This window comes from Alkalispirochaeta americana, assembly GCF_900156105.1.
In the GTDB taxonomy this organism is placed as follows: Bacteria; Spirochaetota; Spirochaetia; order DSM-27196; family Alkalispirochaetaceae; genus Alkalispirochaeta; species Alkalispirochaeta americana.
In genome coordinates, this window is record NZ_FTMS01000008.1 from 1 (window position 1) to 16,256 (window position 16,256).

Annotated in this window: 14 protein-coding genes; 3 read left to right on the top strand and 11 right to left on the bottom strand. The window is 58.8% G+C overall.

Going from position 1 to position 16,256, the window contains the following annotated elements:
- Positions 1–138: 138 nt before the first annotated feature.
- A complete protein-coding gene (locus BW950_RS06965; RefSeq protein ID WP_076488581.1) occupies positions 139–1,977 on the top strand; it encodes an aminopeptidase P family protein in 1,839 nt (612 codons plus the stop codon).
- Positions 1,978–2,021: 44 nt separating this feature from the next.
- Here BW950_RS06965 and BW950_RS06970 read toward each other — a convergent pair whose 3' ends face one another.
- From BW950_RS06970 to BW950_RS06980, 3 genes are read right to left on the bottom strand one after another with little or no spacing between them, the layout of a single operon-like run.
- Positions 2,022–2,555, bottom strand: coding sequence for a hypothetical protein (locus BW950_RS06970; RefSeq protein WP_076488582.1), 534 nt, complete (start codon positions 2,553–2,555; stop codon positions 2,022–2,024).
- Positions 2,556–2,562: 7 nt separating this feature from the next.
- Positions 2,563–4,428, bottom strand: a complete 1,866-nt coding sequence (gene glmS, locus BW950_RS06975; RefSeq protein ID WP_076488583.1) for a glutamine--fructose-6-phosphate transaminase (isomerizing) — start codon at positions 4,426–4,428, stop codon at positions 2,563–2,565.
- Positions 4,429–4,433: 5 nt separating this feature from the next.
- The gene (locus tag BW950_RS06980) at positions 4,434–4,841 is read right to left on the bottom strand and encodes a Crp/Fnr family transcriptional regulator (protein ID WP_094336489.1); all 408 of its coding nucleotides are present in this window, start codon (positions 4,839–4,841) and stop codon (positions 4,434–4,436) included.
- Positions 4,842–5,014: 173 nt separating this feature from the next.
- Between BW950_RS06980 and BW950_RS06985 the strand changes: the two genes are divergently transcribed.
- Positions 5,015–6,124: a lipoprotein TP_1001-related protein gene (locus BW950_RS06985; RefSeq protein ID WP_143559161.1), complete on the top strand. Its 1,110-nt coding sequence runs from the start codon at positions 5,015–5,017 to the stop codon at positions 6,122–6,124.
- A 39-nt stretch (positions 6,125–6,163) separates the two neighbouring features.
- Here the strand turns inward: BW950_RS06985 and trxA are convergent, their stop codons facing one another.
- The 7 genes from trxA to BW950_RS07020 all read right to left on the bottom strand — a co-directional run bounded on the left by trxA (position 6,164) and on the right by BW950_RS07020 (position 14,074).
- Positions 6,164–6,484, bottom strand: coding sequence for a thioredoxin (gene trxA, locus BW950_RS06990; protein ID WP_076488586.1), 321 nt, complete (start codon positions 6,482–6,484; stop codon positions 6,164–6,166).
- A 48-nt stretch (positions 6,485–6,532) separates the two neighbouring features.
- Positions 6,533–7,288, bottom strand: a complete 756-nt coding sequence (gene trpA / locus BW950_RS06995) for a tryptophan synthase subunit alpha (RefSeq protein ID WP_234969048.1) — start codon at positions 7,286–7,288, stop codon at positions 6,533–6,535.
- A gap of 11 nt (positions 7,289–7,299) precedes the next feature.
- Entirely contained in the window at positions 7,300–8,583 is a 1,284-nt protein-coding gene (gene trpB / locus BW950_RS07000) for a tryptophan synthase subunit beta (RefSeq protein WP_499697526.1), read from the bottom strand.
- 92 nt (positions 8,584–8,675) lie between these two features.
- Positions 8,676–10,220 (bottom strand): bifunctional indole-3-glycerol phosphate synthase/phosphoribosylanthranilate isomerase, encoded by a 1,545-nt coding sequence (locus tag BW950_RS07005; protein ID WP_076488588.1) that lies wholly within the window; start codon positions 10,218–10,220, stop codon positions 8,676–8,678.
- Complete coding sequence (gene trpD / locus BW950_RS07010; protein WP_076488589.1) at positions 10,217–11,893, bottom strand: anthranilate phosphoribosyltransferase; 1,677 nt, start codon at positions 11,891–11,893, stop codon at positions 10,217–10,219. The genes BW950_RS07005 and trpD overlap by 4 nt, the downstream gene beginning before the upstream one ends.
- Complete coding sequence (locus BW950_RS07015; RefSeq protein WP_076488704.1) at positions 11,890–13,302, bottom strand: chorismate-binding protein; 1,413 nt, start codon at positions 13,300–13,302, stop codon at positions 11,890–11,892. Before BW950_RS07015 ends, trpD begins: the two co-directional genes overlap by 4 nt.
- A gap of 322 nt (positions 13,303–13,624) precedes the next feature.
- Entirely contained in the window at positions 13,625–14,074 is a 450-nt protein-coding gene (locus tag BW950_RS07020; protein ID WP_076488590.1) for a single-stranded DNA-binding protein, read from the bottom strand.
- A gap of 152 nt (positions 14,075–14,226) precedes the next feature.
- Between BW950_RS07020 and BW950_RS07025 the strand changes: the two genes are divergently transcribed.
- Positions 14,227–15,195 carry a hypothetical protein gene (locus BW950_RS07025; RefSeq protein WP_076488591.1) on the top strand — a complete coding sequence of 323 codons (969 nt, stop codon included), beginning with the start codon at positions 14,227–14,229 and terminating at the stop codon, positions 15,193–15,195.
- Between the two features lie 26 nt (positions 15,196–15,221).
- Here the strand turns inward: BW950_RS07025 and BW950_RS07030 are convergent, their stop codons facing one another.
- Entirely contained in the window at positions 15,222–16,253 is a 1,032-nt protein-coding gene (locus BW950_RS07030; protein ID WP_076488592.1) for a hypothetical protein, read from the bottom strand.
- Positions 16,254–16,256: the final 3 nt, after the last annotated feature.

Sequence of the window (16,256 nt, forward strand, 5' to 3'; positions counted from 1 at the left end):
CTCAACTCATGGTTGGTTGCTCTCAGTCAGTGCACCGCATCACTGCCGTGCGAGGGTGAATCTATCAGCTCCCACTACTGCGCGTCAACTGCTTTTCCCGCAGTTTGTGAAAAAAAATTACTGTGCTACACTGCCCTCATGACAATATCTGATTCACAATCCGATACCAGAGAGTCCGGAGACTCTCCTCTGGACGCCCTCCGGTCCTGGATGGCTCGGGAAAATCTCTCTGCCTTCATTATCCCCAGCGCAGATCCGCACCAGGGGGAGTACGTTCCGGCGCGGTTCATGACCCGTGCTTTTGTTAGCGGCTTTACCGGCTCTGCGGGAACTGTAGTCATAACCCGCGAAGACGCAGGACTCTGGACCGATTCCCGCTATTTCCTGGAAGCCGAGGAATCCCTGAAAGGAACGCCTTTTCGGCTCTTCCGCCTTCATTCCGGGAATACCCCCGATTATCCCCAGTGGCTGGCATCGGCTCTCTCCCCCCGTTCCCGGGTTGCTGTGGATGGCCAGGTCGTTACCGTGGCCTGGCATCAACGGGTTTCCCCGATCCTCATGGAGGCACAGATTGAACTGGTCGCTGTGGAAGATCCTTTTGATCAGATATGGCCCAACCGGCCCGACCTTCCTGCTGAACCCGTACACCCCCTCTCAGAAGAGATCGCAGGTGTCTCTGCTCTGGAAAAAATCCGCAGTCTTCAAGACGTCCTGGACCTCCAGAAAGCAGCTTCTCACGTCATCTCGACCCTGGATGATATTGCCTGGACCTTGAACGTCCGTGGCAGCGATGTCCCTTATAACCCGGTTTTTCTTGCCTATCTGACAATCTCCCGTGACTCACCGCCGATTCTCTTCACCCGGACCGACCGCCTCAGCCCGGAAGCCCGGGACGCATTGGCCCTGGCGGGGGTGGAGCTGCGACCCTACCAGGACTTTGAATCCCACCTTCAGGAGCTCCCCGAACCGATCCTGATCGATCCGGAGCGCACGAGCTGGGCCGTAGCTACAAAGCTCTTCCCCCGGGAGATACGGTTACAGCAGCAGCCATCAACGGGGATGAAGGCCCGGAAAAACGCAACCGAGTCCCGGCACCTGAGGGAGGCCCACCGCCGGGACGGGCTGGCCCTGGTTCGATTTCTGGCCTGGATGGAACGAGCCGTGGAAGGCGGGGAAGCCCTAAACGAGTATAGCCTCGCAAAAAAACTCCAGGAGTTCCGCCAGGTTGACCCGCACTACGTGAGCGATAGTTTCTCGACCATTTCCGGGATCAATGGAAACGGAGCGATCGTCCACTACAGCGTTACCCCTGAGACAGCTCGTCCCCTTACCCCTCCAGCGATCTACCTCATCGATTCAGGGGCCCAGTATCGGGACGGAACCACCGATATTACCCGGACCGTGGCAATCAATCCTCCGCAGGGACCCGGAACGCTCCAGGCATTTCCAGGAGCACCGAGAGACTTTACGCTGGTCCTGAAGGGGCATATCGCCCTGGCTACGCTCCTGTTTCCCGAAGGAACCCCGGGGCGTGAGATCGATGCGATCGCCCGAGCTCCGCTATGGAAAGAGTTAAGAAACTACGGTCACGGCACGGGCCACGGGGTGGGCTTTTTTCTCAACGTCCACGAAGGACCTCAGCGGATTGCACCAGGCAGTTCCGATGCGCCCCTCCAGGAGGGTATGATCTGCTCAAACGAGCCGGGACTATACCGGCCCGGCCAATACGGAATACGAATAGAAAACCTGCTTCGCCTTGAAGCGGTTCCCGAAACTTCGCCTTTCGGCGCATTCCTGCGCTTCGAAACACTCTCTCTGTGTCCGATCGACCGAAATCTGATAGATCAGGATTTACTGACACCACTGGAGCGTGAGTGGCTTGATCAATACCATCATCGTGTGTACACAACACTCAGCGAAGACCTCTCCGGGGAGGATCTCCTCTGGCTCGAGAGGGCCACGGCGCCCCTCTCCTGACGATCTCGGGCGGGGGAGGATGACTCCGGCAGGATACGCCCCGGTTATCCCAGTTCGAGGACCGCCGGGAATTCCGGGGGGCGCCGGAAGAATCCTTCGCCTCTTCGGTATCCCTCTCCCGGAGAAGCATCCAGAAAGAAAAGAAAGAGCTCCAGAAAGGACTGAAGAAACTCACAGTGCCCCGAAAACTCCCCGGGGGCTGTCAGGTAGAGCCGAAACCCCTCGTGGACGCTACGAACGATAAGACCCTTCTGCCGGGATGCGGAGAGCCTTTTCTCCGCACTCAAGGGGGGGCACAAAAAAACCTCCCAGGACGCTTCTGCTGTCGCAGATTCGGGAGGGGCGCCATGCCCCGGAGACGGGAGCCCTCCGAGCGGAGCCGGAACGAGGTACACCTCCAGGAGGAGATCCCCGTATCGGTAGGGAGCAGCGAGGTACCTCACAGTATTCGCCGGCAGAAAGGGGAGCCCCTCCCCCTCCCGGGGCTGGGACTGGAGCACAGCAGCGCCCTCCAGGCGGTTGCCCCAGGCACCTTCTGCCACCAGAAGGGTCAGCAGGAAGACGCCCAGAAGGGACACCCCGCTCCTACTCAACGGTGACGCTCTTGGCCAGGTTTCTCGGCTGATCCACGTTGCAGCCCCGCGCCAGCGCGCAATAATAGGCGAAAAGTTGCGTGGGAACAGCCAGAAGGAAGGGGTACATCAAGGGATGCGCCTCGGGCACAAAGAGCACCTCATCGGCGGTATCAGCAACTTCGCGGTCTCCCTCAACAGCCAGGGCGATGACCGGACCTCGTCGGGCTTTTACCTCTTTCATGCTGGTTATTACCTTCTCCCGCAGCCCATCCCGGGGAACCAGAAAAAACGAGGGCGTCTCTTCGGTGATCAACGCAAGCGGTCCGTGTTTTATTTCGGCAGCGCTATACCCTTCGGCATGAATGTAACTCACCTCTTTCAGCTTCAAAGCAGCCTCCAGCGCCACAGGATAGTTGATTCCGCGCCCAAGAAAGAAGAAATGCTCACACGAGGCGTAGCGCTTGGCCAGGGCCTGAATTGGCGCGGTATTGGCCAGGATCGTCTCTATTTGTTTTGGCACCGCCTCCAGAGCTTCGATAATGCGCGCCCCCTGATCGAAGGAGAGGTGCCGCATTCGCCCCATGAGAAGAGCAAAGACGTAGAACGCGGCCAACTGGCTGGTAAAGGCCTTGGTGGAAGCTACCGAGATTTCCGGCCCCGAGTGGATATAGACCCCTCCGTCGGACTCCCGGGCAATGGTGGAGCCCACGACGTTACAAACACCGAGCACCCGCCCTCCCTTGCGCTGCACTTCTCGCATGGCGTAGAGGGTATCGGCGGTCTCACCGGACTGGCTTGCGGCGAAATAGAGAGCGTCCCGCTCTACCAGAGGGTTCCGGTAACGCAACTCGCTGGCCAGTTCGGCTACAGCAGGCACTCGCACCAGTTCTTCCAGGGCGTAGGTGGCTACCATTCCGGCATGATAGCTGGTTCCGGCTGCCAGGAGCACGATCCGTCCAACCTCCAGCAATTCACGGCTGCCAAGATTCAACCCTCCCAGGTGTCCCGTGGCGTATTCCCGATCAAGTCGACCTCGCAGGGCACGGCGGATCGCTTCGGGCTGTTCATGGATTTCTTTCTCCATGAAGTGGGAAAACCCCGTCTTCTCGATTGATTCCAGCTCCCACCCGATGTGATCGACTTCCTTGTGGATCTCCCGGTTTCTCAGATCCGAGGTGATGTACTCATCGGCCGTGACAGAGACCACTTCTCCGTCCTCCAGGTACACCACCTGCCGGGTGTGCCCCAGAATCGCCGTGGTATCACTGGCCAAAAACATTTCACCCTGACCGATACCCAAAACCAGAGGGGATCCGTTCCGAGCCCCCACAAGTCGCCCGGGCTCACCACGATGCATCGCAACGATTCCATAGGTTCCCTTCAGGAGCGAAACCGTTGCCTTGAGCGCCGCAGCCAGATCTCCCTGGTAGGCCCGTGCCAGGAGGTGAACGATCACCTCGGAATCTGTTTCAGAACGGAATTCTACCCCCTCAGCCATGAGGTGGTCCTTCAGTTGGTGAAAGTTCTCGATAACTCCGTTATGAACAATGGCAAATGATTCGGTGCTGTCCAGATGGGGATGCGCGTTTTCATCGGTCACTTCTCCGTGGGTAGCCCAGCGGGTGTGGCCAATACCGGTAGTTTCCGGAAGATCGGCGGGGACAACGGCCCGCAGATCCTTGATCTTTCCCTTACACTTTATCACCCGCAGGGGGCCAGGCTCTTCTCCGGTTTCCGACGTTTCAGAGGCCTGTTGATCAACCCGGGCAAGGGCGATACCGGCCGAGTCGTACCCCCGATATTCAAGCCGTTTGAGGCCCTCCACCAGAACAGGCGCCGCCCTGCGCGGTCCGCAATAGCCAATAATACCGCACATGGGCTTTATTCTTTCTGCTCGTTCGATCCCGGCAACTGCTCTGCCAGGGACTGCATTTGCTGATTTGCGTTCTGGAGACGCCTGCACAGAGTATCAATCACCCGCATGGCTATCTTGGTGTTTTTTCCGATCATCGCCTCAAATCCTGGCCGATCAAAGGAAAGAAGCTCGGTGGTTCCCACAGCGATTGCTGTGGCTGTACGAGGCGTCTGAGAGACAATTGCCATCTCTCCGAAAAAATCACCCTTTCCCAGGCAGGCCAGCACATGCTCCTTGCCATTGATGGTCCTCATGATGCGAACCTCTCCAGACTGGATGATATACATGGTTTCTCCCGGCTCGTTTTCGCGAAACAACACAGCACCGTCTTCCACGGTCTTTCCGTAGCGCTCGAATAATGGATTATCTGTCACGGAACCTCCCCTGGAAAAAAGTATACCCGTCCATTCCGGAGCGCCGCAAGGTTTCCCGGCCTCGCCTGGCCAATCTTGCAAAACCTGCCAAGCACCAGAAGCCTCCTGGCCTTCCTGAAGGATGAAACCCGGACGATTATCTCATGGGCTATTACCTCATGGGAAATGAAGTCATGAAGAGCAGAGAGGAGATTACCATGACCGCCACATCCCGCCCCCTCCTGATTGCACCGATTTTTGCACGAACAAGCGTGCAAATTTTCCAAAAATTTATCGTTTTTTCGCTCACCGCCATTGCAGCCGCCCTCACCTACCCAGGCTGCAGCGCCTTGCCGGAACTTCCTGACATGATCGACCAGAGCTGGGACCCTCCGGTGCTGAAAACGAGCCGCTCCCTGGACCGGAATACACTGGAACTAACCTTCAACAGATCGGTGAATCTGACCCGGGCCTTTTTTGATCCTCCTCTGGAAACTCTTGAGATCCGCCAGGAGGATAACCATCTGTTCATTCGTGTTGAAGAACGGCTGAAACCAGGTTCAGAATACTGGATAGACGCTCTTATTCAGGATGACCAGGGGAATACCGCCTCTATTCTGGCGAGCTTCTACGGCCATAATCCGGATATCCCGCGAGTACTGATAAATGAGATCGCAGTGAACAACTCAACGAATAATCCCGAGTTTGTCGAGCTGAGGGTTTTCGAGGCGGGAAATTTGGGAGGGCTTACCCTGTACAACGGAAGCCCCCGGCGATGGACCACACGCAAGATTCTCCCCGAGATCCAGGCAGAAGCCGAGGACTACGTGATTGTTCACTTTCGCCCCCAGAACATACCCGATGAGGTGGACGAGATAACCGACAAGAGCGCCAGCGGAGGGAGGCGGAGCCACCCCGAGGCGTGGGATCTTTGGGTCTGGGACGGTGACGGGCTACCCACCACCAGCGGGGGAATAACCCTCACAGCCCACCCCGATGGCCCGATCCTGGACGCGTTCCTCTACAGCAACCGCACCTACGATCCCGCCTGTCCCCGAAGAGGATTTGGAACTTTGGCTCAGTTTGAGATTTTCCAGGACGTGGTTGCCCGGGGCGGGTGGGAGATAGCGGGAGCTTTTGTTGTTCCCGATGACGGCGTCGACCCCTCGCCGAGCACCGCCACCCGATCGATCAACCGGGACCGGAGTGGTATCAACACCCGGAGCAAGGCGGACTGGCACATCGTTCCCACCCGGGGCGCCACACCGGGAACCCCGAATAGCGAAGATGTTTTTCAACCTTAGCCAAGCCCTGCCGTGAGGGAAGGGAACCCGGTCCAGGGGTTATCCCAGGTGCTTCTTCACCAACTCCAGCAGAAGCTCCTTGGGAGCAGCCCCTACATGGCGATCCACTACCTCTCCGCCCTTGAAGAGAAGCAAGGCCGGTATACTCACAATCTCGTAGCGGCCGGGCAAATCACCGGCGGTGTCTACGTTCACCCGGGCGATAACGGCATCACCCTCCAGGTCAGAAGCGAGTTCGGCAAGAACCGGCTCGATCATCTTGCAGGGCATGCACCACTCGGCCCAGAAATCAACCAGCACGGGAACCGGAGACTCCAGCACTTCAGCGTTAAAGTTTTCTGCCGTTACATCAATTTCCATGAAAAAAACACTCCATAAGGGGACACTACGACAGCGAACGGAACTGCGTCAACGCATTTCCGGCGCATCCTCGCCAACAAGACAGGACGCCAGGGCGTGGACCCTTTCGAAGGGGTCCTCTTCCTCGTTGTGAAGGCTTTCCTCCACGGCCCGGACAAAGGCAGATCCCACCACCGCTGCGTGGGCCTGGGCCGTCACCGCCCGAACCTGTTCCGCCGTGGAGACTCCAAACCCTGCCAGAACCTTTGCGCCAGAGCTACCCAGCTCCTGGAGGAAGGCGATCGTCTCCGGGCCGATCAGAGTTTCAGACCCGGTGATTCCCCGGCGAATCGCGGCATAGACGTAGGAGCTGCGGCTTCGGTGAACCAGGCCTATCCTCTCGGGAGTCGCCCCGAAGGCGATCACGGGAACCACATCGACCCCGTGGCGTCTTCCTGCATCGAGCAATCCCTCATCGCTGTCCAGGGGAAGATCGGGTACGATCACACCTGCAACACCACGGCGAGCCGCTTCCCGAACAAAGCGGTCAACACCGCGGGCAAAGACCAGCCCGGCGTAGCTCATGACAAAGACCGGAGGAGTCCTCTCCTGGCTTGTGAGGCTTTCCACAAAATCCCAGCCCGCGTCGGGAGAAAAGCCCTGACGCAAAGCCTCGGCTGTAGCTGCCTGGATAACAGGACCATCGGCAGCGGGATCACTATAGGGAAACTGCACCTCCAGATAGGCTACTCCCCCGGCTATGAGCGCCTGCGCGACACGCCGGGACCGGGCCAGGTCCGGATAATAGGGAATCATGTGAGCCATGACCGCCGGCATTATTCTTCCTCCCGGGAAATCGCGGCAGCTTCATCGAGGAGATATTTTCTCCAGGGACCGGGAGTCATGGCCCGGGCCGTGATGAAGAGGTCCTTGTCGCCCCGGCCGCTCATGTTCACCACAACCACATCCTCCGGCGAGAGCTCCCGAGCGCACTGGATCGCCTGATGTCCGGCGTGAGCCGACTCCAGGGCAAAGACCACCCCCTCGTGACGAGCAAAAAACCGCACTGCCTCGAGAGCCTCCTCGTCGGTGGTGCTTCGAAACTCCAGCCGCCCTGTCACACCCAGATGAGCCAGTTCGGGACCGATACCGGGATAGTCGAGGCCCGCAGAAATGGAGTGTGTCTCCTGAACCTGCCCGTCGGAATCCAGAAGGAAGTAGGACTTGTAGCCATGAACAACCCCGGGGACGCCCTGACCTCCCATTCTGGCTGCATGCTCTCCCGGTGAGGTTCCCCGCCCCCCTGCTTCGACCCCAATCAACCGGGGCGCTGACCGCTCGAGATAGGGTGAAAAGAAGCCGATCGCATTCGATCCCCCTCCGATGCAAGCCACCAGCACTGTGGGCGTGACGCCGCGTTTGAGGAGCTGTTCTTCCGTCTCGGCCCCTACCACCGACTGAAACTCCCGCACCATATCGGGGTACGGGAAGGGGCCCAGCGCGGACCCTATGATATAGTGGGTATCCTCATAGGTTGCGGCCCAATCCCGGAGCGCCTCGTTCACAGCATCCTTCAGCGTTCGGGAGCCGGAACGAACGGGCACAACCGATGCTCCGAACATCTCCATCATGAAGACATTGGGCCGTTGCCGAGCGATGTCGACCTCGCCCATGTAGATGGTGCACTCCAACCCCATTTTTGCACAGACTGCAGCTGTTGCCAGGCCGTGTTGCCCCGCTCCGGTCTCGGCGATGATTCGCTTCTTTCCCATGCGTCGCGCCAGAAGGGCCTGCCCCACGGCATTGTTGATTTTGTGAGCCCCCGTGTTCGCCAGCCCCTCGAGCTTGATATAAATCTGCGCTCCGCCCAGGGCACGGGTGGCATTTTCCGCAAAGAGCAGTGGCGTGGGCCTTCCGATATATTGTTCCCGGATAGCCTCCAGCTCCTGCCAGAAACAGGAATCCTGCCGGGCGGCCGCGAAGGCCCGGGCCAGGTCATCCAGAGGCCCCCGGAGAACCTCGGCAACGTACATCCCGCCGAACTGGCCAAAATAGCCGGGGCGATCCCCCCCGGGAGAGGTCTGATCGGCCGCTTCCATCGTTTCCAGGGTCTTTTCCATATTCTTTCTCCTCTTCACGTATTGATCCTTCACCTATTGGTTCTTCACGTACTGATTCTCTTCAATGTCGTCCCGGACGTTTGATGCCGGGTTCAACCGGTTTCCAGAGCCCTGAAAAATGATTCCAGAAGTTGCCCGCTCTTTTTGCCAACCCGTTCCTCCAGACGGCTCGAGGCATCGATCAGTTCTGGATGCCATCGTTCAATCACAGCCCCTACCGTATCCGGTGAAAGCCCACCCGCAAGCCACAACGCACCGCGGAACCGTTCCCCGAAGAGATCGCACACCGCTGCAAGAACCTCTTCCGATACGGCCGTTCCCGTTCCTCCCGACCTGTGGCGATCATAGGCATCTACCAGGACCCGGGGCCCCGCGCAACGGGAGAGCAGGTGACGGGCATCCTGGGGAGAGGACGGGCGCACCGCCTTGAACGCAGGCCAGGCCAGGGAAGAGATATTCTCTCCCGAAGATTGGCCGTGGAACTGGATCGCCGCCAGCGCCCCCTCTTCCAGATCCTTCCGGGCTTGTTCCAGTCCCCTGGCGTTGGCCGGGTTTGCCCCAAAACCAGCCGGCTCGGGACCTTCCACGACAACCCCCACCAGGGGCACCGAGAGAAGCCCCGCCATTTCCCGGGCGAGGCCCTCCGGAGCCCGCCGGGGGGACTCGGCATAGACCAATCCCAGGATATCTGCCCCCAGATCCTGCGCCAGCAGGGCATCTTCCCCGTTGGTAATCCCGCAAATCTTCACCAGCGGCCGAGCTCGCCCTGGCCCGGCCGCTACCACACGATGCGCCCGACGTCGGGCGCAGTACCGCCAGAAAGGGACGGGCCTGGCCCCTCGATCCGAAGATGCCTTGCTCATCACTGCTGCCAGAGCAGGAATACAATGAGGATCCCGAACGGCAGCCTCTCCCACCAGAAGGGATGAGCAGCCGCTCTCCCGGGCCACGAGAGCATCCTCTCTGGTAAAAATTCCTGACTCGAAAACGATCTTCGCGGGCCAGTCCACATAATCCATGAGTTCGGCCGGGCGAAGAAGATCGACCTGGAACGTACGCAAATCGCGACAGTTAATGCCCACCAGAGCCGGTGCCAGGGGTCGAATCTTTTCCACCTCCTCCCGGGTGTGAACTTCCACCAGGGCGGCAAGACCAAAGCGTCGAGCCTCTTCCATCAACCGGGCCAGAGCATCGAAGGAGAGGACCCCGGCGATCAACAGAACCGCATCGGCCCCGAGGTTCCAGGAGACGGCCACATCCTCCGGTTCCAGGAGAAAATCTTTCCGGAGAATGGGCAGATCAGGTAACGCCCGGCGCACCGACACGATATCCGCCAGGGCTCCGCCAAAGTGATCCTGCTCTGTGAGAACACTCACCGCCGAAGCCCCTTTCCGAAAATAGGTTTTCGCCTGCTCCAAAGGATTCAGATTCGCCTTGATGTCGCCCCGGGAAGGGCTGCGACGTTTTACCTCGCAGATGAGAGGCCCCGGAAAAGCGCGTATCTGGTCTCCCCCCAGCCGTCCCCGGGCGTAGAGTTCCCGATCCAGGCCCTGAAGAGGTCCGTCGTCGGGACCGGTCCCCCGAAGCCGCTCCCGTCGGCGCGCCACAATGCGGGAAAGAATATCCCCGCCCGTCACGTGGTTGCCTCGATAACGGAGGCCAGTGTTTTCTCAGCCTGGCCCTCTTTCAGGGCCTTCGATGCCAGCCGAACTCCCTCGTCGATAGTCTGGACGATCCCGTAGACCATGAGCGCTGCCCCGGCGTTCAGTGCAACTGCATCGTGCAGGGCATCCAGGACCGGGCCAGACTCACCCTGAAGCAGGCGAAGTGCCATTTCGGCGTTTTCCTGGGGATCTCCCCCGACAAGCAACTCCGGCTTGTGGGTTTTCAGACCGTAATTGTCCGCCTGAATCACAAACTCTTCGAAGGTGGTCCGTTCCAGAAGCTTCTGCCCGTCACGATCTTCTCCGGCAGAGGAGCTGTCGGCAGAGCCCCCGTCGGGCTCTCCTCCTTCCACAGAGAAAGAAACGATCCGCGTGGGGGCGCATACGCTGATCTCGTCCTGCCCGTCCAGGCCGTGAACCACCATGCCCCGACGCCCCCCCAGCAGAACCGCCGCCCGTGCAACAGGATGGAGATATTCCTCGGAGAAAACCCCGATGAGTTGATACCGGGCCCCCGCCGGATTCACCAGAGGCCCCAGGAGATTCATGATCGTCTTGATCCCCAGCTGTTTTCGTGCCGGCCCGGCAAAACGCATTCCTCCGTGGTACAACGGCGCATAGAGGAAGGCAAAGCCTGCTGTTTCCAGGGCCTGGCGGGCCTGGTCCGGCGTTATTTCCACTCCGATCCCCAGGGCACGGTAGAAATCGGCGCTTCCGCTGCGGGAACTCACCGCTCTGTTCCCGTGTTTTGCCACTATAGCACCGCAGGAGGCGGCCACCAGGGCGGTGAGAGAACTAATGTTGAAGGTACCCAGACCGTCACCGCCGGTTCCACAGGTGTCCAAAAGAGGCCGGTCCATCGAAAGAGGAACCCGCTTGCGCTGTAAAACCCGGGCACACCCGGCGATCTCTTCAGGGGTAATTCCCTTGGCGTTCAACGCCACCAGAAAGCCTGCAATTTGGGCATCCCCCAGATTTCCGTCGGTGACCTCCTCCATGAACTCCTCGGCTTCCCCAAGGGAAAGATTCTCTCCGGCGATCACCCGCTCCAGGGTTTTGCGAGGTTTGAAGGGCTCCCTGCGGTAGTTCAGGAAGTTGGCCAACACCTTGAGCCCACTCTCGCTGCCAATCGACTCGGGGTGGAACTGAACCCCCTCCAGAAGGTACTCCCGGTGACGAATCCCCATGATTTCACCATCTTCTGACCAGGCCGTCACCTCCAGCTCCGGAGGCAGCGTCTCGGGATCGATCGCCAGGGAATGATAGCGGACAAACTCGGCCGGGGAATCGATAGAGCGGAAAAGCCCCTTTCCGTCGACCCGAATTCGATCGGTCTTTCCGTGGACGATCCGGCGAGCACTGATGGTACGTCCCCCGAAGGCCTCCCCGATGGCCTGGTGTCCCAGACAGACCCCCAGAAGCGGTATTACCCCTCCGTAACGGCGGATTACCTCCACAGAGATACCCGCCTGGGCGGGGCGTCCCGGCCCTGGCGAGATCACGATCCGTGAGGGGTTTCGCCGGGAGATTTCTTCCAGAGTAATCTGATCGTTTCGAACCACCTGAAGGGGTTCCTCGGTGAGTTGCGCCAGATACTGGTAAAGATTGTGCGTAAAGGAATCATAGTTATCGATTATGAGAATCATAGGTTGCCCTCCAGACCTACGGCCTTCATCAGGGCCGATAATTTTTCCCGGGTCTCTTCAAACTCCCGCTCCGGCCGGGAATCGTAGACAACTCCCGCCCCGGCCTGCAAGACAAGTTCGTCTCGTATGCGAAGCCCTGCCCGGATGGTGATGCAACTGTCCAGGTTTCCACCCGGTTCCAGATAGGCCACCACGCCCGCGTAGAACCCCCGGGGCACCGGCTCGGTCTGACTCACCGTCTCGATAGCCCGGATCTTCGGAGCACCGCTCACTGTTCCTGCAGGGAAGGTGGCGCGCAGAGCGTCAACGCCAGTCTTTCCCGGGGCCAGATCCCCTTCCACCTGGCTCACGATGTGCATGACCCGGGAGTAGCGTTCCACCTTGTGATAGGCGGTCACCTCCACCGAGCCAGGCTGGCAGACTCGACCCAGATCGTTCCGGCTCAGATCAACCAGCATCAGATGCTCGGCAAGCTCCTTGGGATCTCCCAGAAGCTCTCTCTCAAGATCACGATCTTCCTGATCGGAGGAGCCTCTCCGGCGAGTTCCCGCGATGGGTCGCATCAGGGCCTTTCCCTTTTTGACCCCCACGTGCGTTTCCGGGGAGGCCGCAAAAAGCTGAAACTGATCAAAATCGAGAAAGACCAGATACGGCGCGGGATTGGAGGAGCGCAGCCTCCGGTACGCCTCCAGGGCTGGCATATCCGTGCGCACCCGGCACCGCCTGGAAAGAACTCCCTGGAGAAGGTTCCCCGCGACAATCTCACCCTGGATTTTCTCCACGCCCTGCTCGAAGCGGCTTTGATCCTGGGAGTCAAAGATCGGTTCTGCCGTGTAGTCTGCCTGCTGATCCTGAAGATAGTTAAAGTCAAAATCCTGAATTTTCCGCTCCGTCTCCCGGAGGGCTTCTTCCAGATTGATTCCCCTTTCGCGATAATTCAGGCCAATTAAATAGAGAAGATCGCTGTAATGATCAAAGACCAGCAGAACGTGGCCAAAGAGAAAGGCTGCATCGGGTATCCCCAAAGGATCGGGCAGGTCAGGAAAGGAGATGGAATCGCAGAAACGGGAGAACTCATAGGAAAGATACCCGATCCCCCCCGCAGGAAAGGGAAAATCCTGCTGTGGTCCCCGATGCTGATCGGCAAAGTAGGAGAGTACGTCAAGAATGTCTCGAGCGTTACTGCGAATCTGATACCGCCGCGAACCATCGTCAAAGTAGATCCCCCCACCCCGCTGATACACCCGGAAGGCCTCCTGCACGACCAGCAGTGAATAGCGGGCACGGCCACCCTCAAAGGTGGCAGATTCCAGAATGACCCGGGCCTTGAGCTTGCACGCCAGCCCGTAGGGGGTGAATCGTTCCCCTGAAAGAACCTTGATAATCTGGTTATCGCCTTGATGTTCCATCGTTCCTCCCGTTGGCATCGTTCCTCCCGTTGGAATAAAAAAAAGCCGCGTTCTCACGCGGCTTTTCTACCGCGGACCAGTGAGCACCGGTCCGCATAACATGTTTCAGGAGCGGACCTGTTTACACGGCCCACCACCACTGAAGAGATGTCTGGTTGAGATATCCTGCTGAAGGGGTTGCTTCCTTCTTCATGGAATAAACTTTACCCCCATCAGGAATACAAGGTCAAGCAAAAATCAGGCATCCGGGGAAAAAAGGGAGGGAGAACCCCGCCGAGGGGACGCTGCGACAGGACTTGCACCTTCCCTCCCTGGTATGTCTCTACAGAACGTTAACCTCGGCCTCCATGTCCCGGGCAGAAATTATATCGCTGTAATCATTATGCTCCTCCGCCGGATCCTCCTGATCGTTCCCAAGACCGGGGCCCTCCGAAGAGGCCCTCTTGGGAAGAGATCGAAATTCTACATGCTCGGCAACAATTTTGACCCGGGACCGGGACTGTCCTTCGGCATCTTTCCAGCGATCCTGTTTGAGTCGGCCCACTACCCGGACCCCTCTTCCCTTTTTGAGGTATTCGGCACAGTTTTCCGCCAGGCGGGCCCAGGCCTCGACATCAAAAAAGGAGGTTTCATCCTGGGGCTCGTCGTTTTTCTTGTAGCGATAGTGCGTTCCCAGGGCGAAATTGCAGACCGAAGTCCCCGAGGGGGTGCTGCTCAGAACAGGGTCCCTCGTGAGATTTCCCTCCATGAGGATGGAGTTAAGATCATTCATGCGATACTCCTTTGCGTTGTGTTTTCATGTATCAAGAGGAGTTCTGGAGCATTACTGCTTGAATGAATTGATTTTTTTTGAAAAATAATTCCACTGCCTGATTCTTCCTGAAAGGCGATCACTTCAGGGTGAATTTTGACTATACTGATCGTATGAACAGCCTCGATCGTGCCCGTGAAGGAACATGGCGGGCCGCCCGGGATCGGCTGCGCCGTCCCCGGGATCTGCTGGCCCTCTATTTTCAGGAACCTCTCCAGGAAGAGCCCCGAAAAGCCCTTCAGGAAACAGCCAGAGAGCTTCAGAACGCCGCCGAAGGGGGCATGCTCGAGGTAAAACGGAGGCGATTCTCTCAGCTGTACCAGGAACTTGCCGAGGCTCAGTTCTCCAACTCCCCCCTCAGGCATCTCCCCGAACTTGCCTCCAGGGGAGCGCTCCTGGTGGTAGTCGTGGGGCTTCAGGGAGCAATTCTGCGAGACCAGTCGGCCTGGGGTGAGCAGACGCTTCCGGCTCACGGCCATAACCCGCCCCGTTCTGAAGAGGCCGCCGGCGAGCCCGGTGCGGCCGAAGAGATGCGCCTCATCGTCGCCGATGTGAAAGATATCATGGCAAAAGACCCCTCGGCACGGATGGATGGGGCGATCAAGAATATCCTGCTCCAGCTCCAAAAGTACAAGAAGGAAGCAGCCACCTTCCAGAAACTGAAAGAGCAAGCATCAGAATACCGTCTGGAAATGTACACCCGAACTTTTTCTGCCTCCTTTCAAGAGATTTTTTCCAGCATTCGCCGCAACTACCAGGAATACCAGGCCCGAAAGACAGGAACCCCCCTCATGGATACCTCTAAATGGTCAGCAGTTGTGGTGGACCAGATGGAAGAAGCCCACCGGATTCACGCGACAGCGCTCTTCCTGACGAAGGAACAGAGCAATCTCCGGGAACCTCTGGTTACCCTGGCCCGGCGGGCAGAAACAGCGGGCGCCCTCCTGGACAGGGATCAGGAAGCAGCCCGCGCCTGCGCAGGAGGAGATCAGGAAGCCTGGCGCCTTAACAGGGCTATAGCCCAGGAGGCAGCTCGAAGGCTTCTGGACTGGACAGATTCACCACACCCGGAAGAATCCTGACAGGTCCACCGGCGCGAGCCCGAAGTTCAGAAAGAGGAGATGGTGAAGGTAATGACATCTTCAAATCGCCCTGGCGTAACTTGCCCGAAGGAGCCTATCGTCACGTCCAGGGGTATCGTTTCGAACTCCTGGCTCGTGCCAAAAATCAGGTTTAATTCCACCAGACCGGGCCGGGATAGATTCACCGGCACCCCCCTGAGACGCAGCTGGTAGGGAATAGGCTCTCCCGATGGAACCGTCTGATTTGCCAGAACTCCGCCGTTCTGACTCGCCGCCTCGATCCTGAACCCCACGTTGGCCCGGTATTCAAGGACGGCCGAACGCCGTTGCCCCGGAGAAAGCTGGTAGAAGTTCATCTCGTAGGCATCCTGCCCCGAGATTCTGATCTGAGCCACCGTGGGCGTAACAGACTGAACAGAAACGGTGCGGCGCGCTACCAGCTCCAGCTCTTCCAGACGCGGACTTCGTCCCCGATAAAGCGAGAAAACCACGCGATCCTGATAGGCCCCTCGACGGACGAATTGCCCTGAGGGAATCTCCACTCTCACCGTTCTGGTCTGGGTGGAGAGGGTGTTCCCCGAGTTCCCGAAGCTCCCCCACAACACCTCTTGCCGGGAAAGCGACCCCGGAAAGTCGCGGAGAATCTCGTTGTCAGGGGTATAGAGGTTATAATCCAGACCAGGAAAGAAGACCCCCAGAATACCCTGGAAGGGCATGATTCGGGGATCAAAGGATCCGCTCCTGCCGGGGGAGGCCGTCACCACATATCCCGTTGGCCCACCCCTGTGCCCGATGGTGACCTCCATCGTTCCCTGGGCAGGACTGAAGATCTGGTTATCCACCGTGACCGGGGAGGGAATCGAGACAAACTCAAGCCGGGGCGGGCCCGGAGGACCGGCAAAGAGGACGCGGGGGAGGCAAAAAAACACGAGGGTCGCCACGGCAAGGGCCATCATCGGATGTCTGGCTGCAAAACTCTTCATCGTTTCCCGGGCCTCCTCTCTGTTGTTCCGTCCCCCCAGAGGTTTCTCTGGTGTGGTCCGGCTGGATTGTTCCATTGT

What these genes read in the sequence shown, in the direction of transcription:
- BW950_RS06965 (WP_076488581.1), top strand. Translation starts at nt 139, where the DNA reads ATGACAATATCTGATTCACAATCCGATACCAGAGAGTCCGGAGACTCT.
- glmS (WP_076488583.1), bottom strand. Translation starts at nt 4,428, where the DNA reads ATGTGCGGTATTATTGGCTATTGCGGACCGCGCAGGGCGGCGCCTGTT.
- BW950_RS06985 (WP_143559161.1), top strand. Translation starts at nt 5,015, where the DNA reads ATGAAGAGCAGAGAGGAGATTACCATGACCGCCACATCCCGCCCCCTC.
- trxA (WP_076488586.1), bottom strand. Translation starts at nt 6,484, where the DNA reads ATGGAAATTGATGTAACGGCAGAAAACTTTAACGCTGAAGTGCTGGAG.
- trpA (WP_234969048.1), bottom strand. Translation starts at nt 7,288, where the DNA reads ATGGCTCACATGATTCCCTATTATCCGGACCTGGCCCGGTCCCGGCGT.
- trpB (WP_499697526.1), bottom strand. Translation starts at nt 8,583, where the DNA reads ATGGAAAAGACCCTGGAAACGATGGAAGCGGCCGATCAGACCTCTCCC.
- trpD (WP_076488589.1), bottom strand. Translation starts at nt 11,893, where the DNA reads ATGATTCTCATAATCGATAACTATGATTCCTTTACGCACAATCTTTAC.
- BW950_RS07015 (WP_076488704.1), bottom strand. Translation starts at nt 13,302, where the DNA reads ATGGAACATCAAGGCGATAACCAGATTATCAAGGTTCTTTCAGGGGAA.
- BW950_RS07020 (WP_076488590.1), bottom strand. Translation starts at nt 14,074, where the DNA reads ATGAATGATCTTAACTCCATCCTCATGGAGGGAAATCTCACGAGGGAC.
- BW950_RS07025 (WP_076488591.1), top strand. Translation starts at nt 14,227, where the DNA reads ATGAACAGCCTCGATCGTGCCCGTGAAGGAACATGGCGGGCCGCCCGG.
- BW950_RS07030 (WP_076488592.1), bottom strand. Translation starts at nt 16,253, where the DNA reads ATGGAACAATCCAGCCGGACCACACCAGAGAAACCTCTGGGGGGACGG.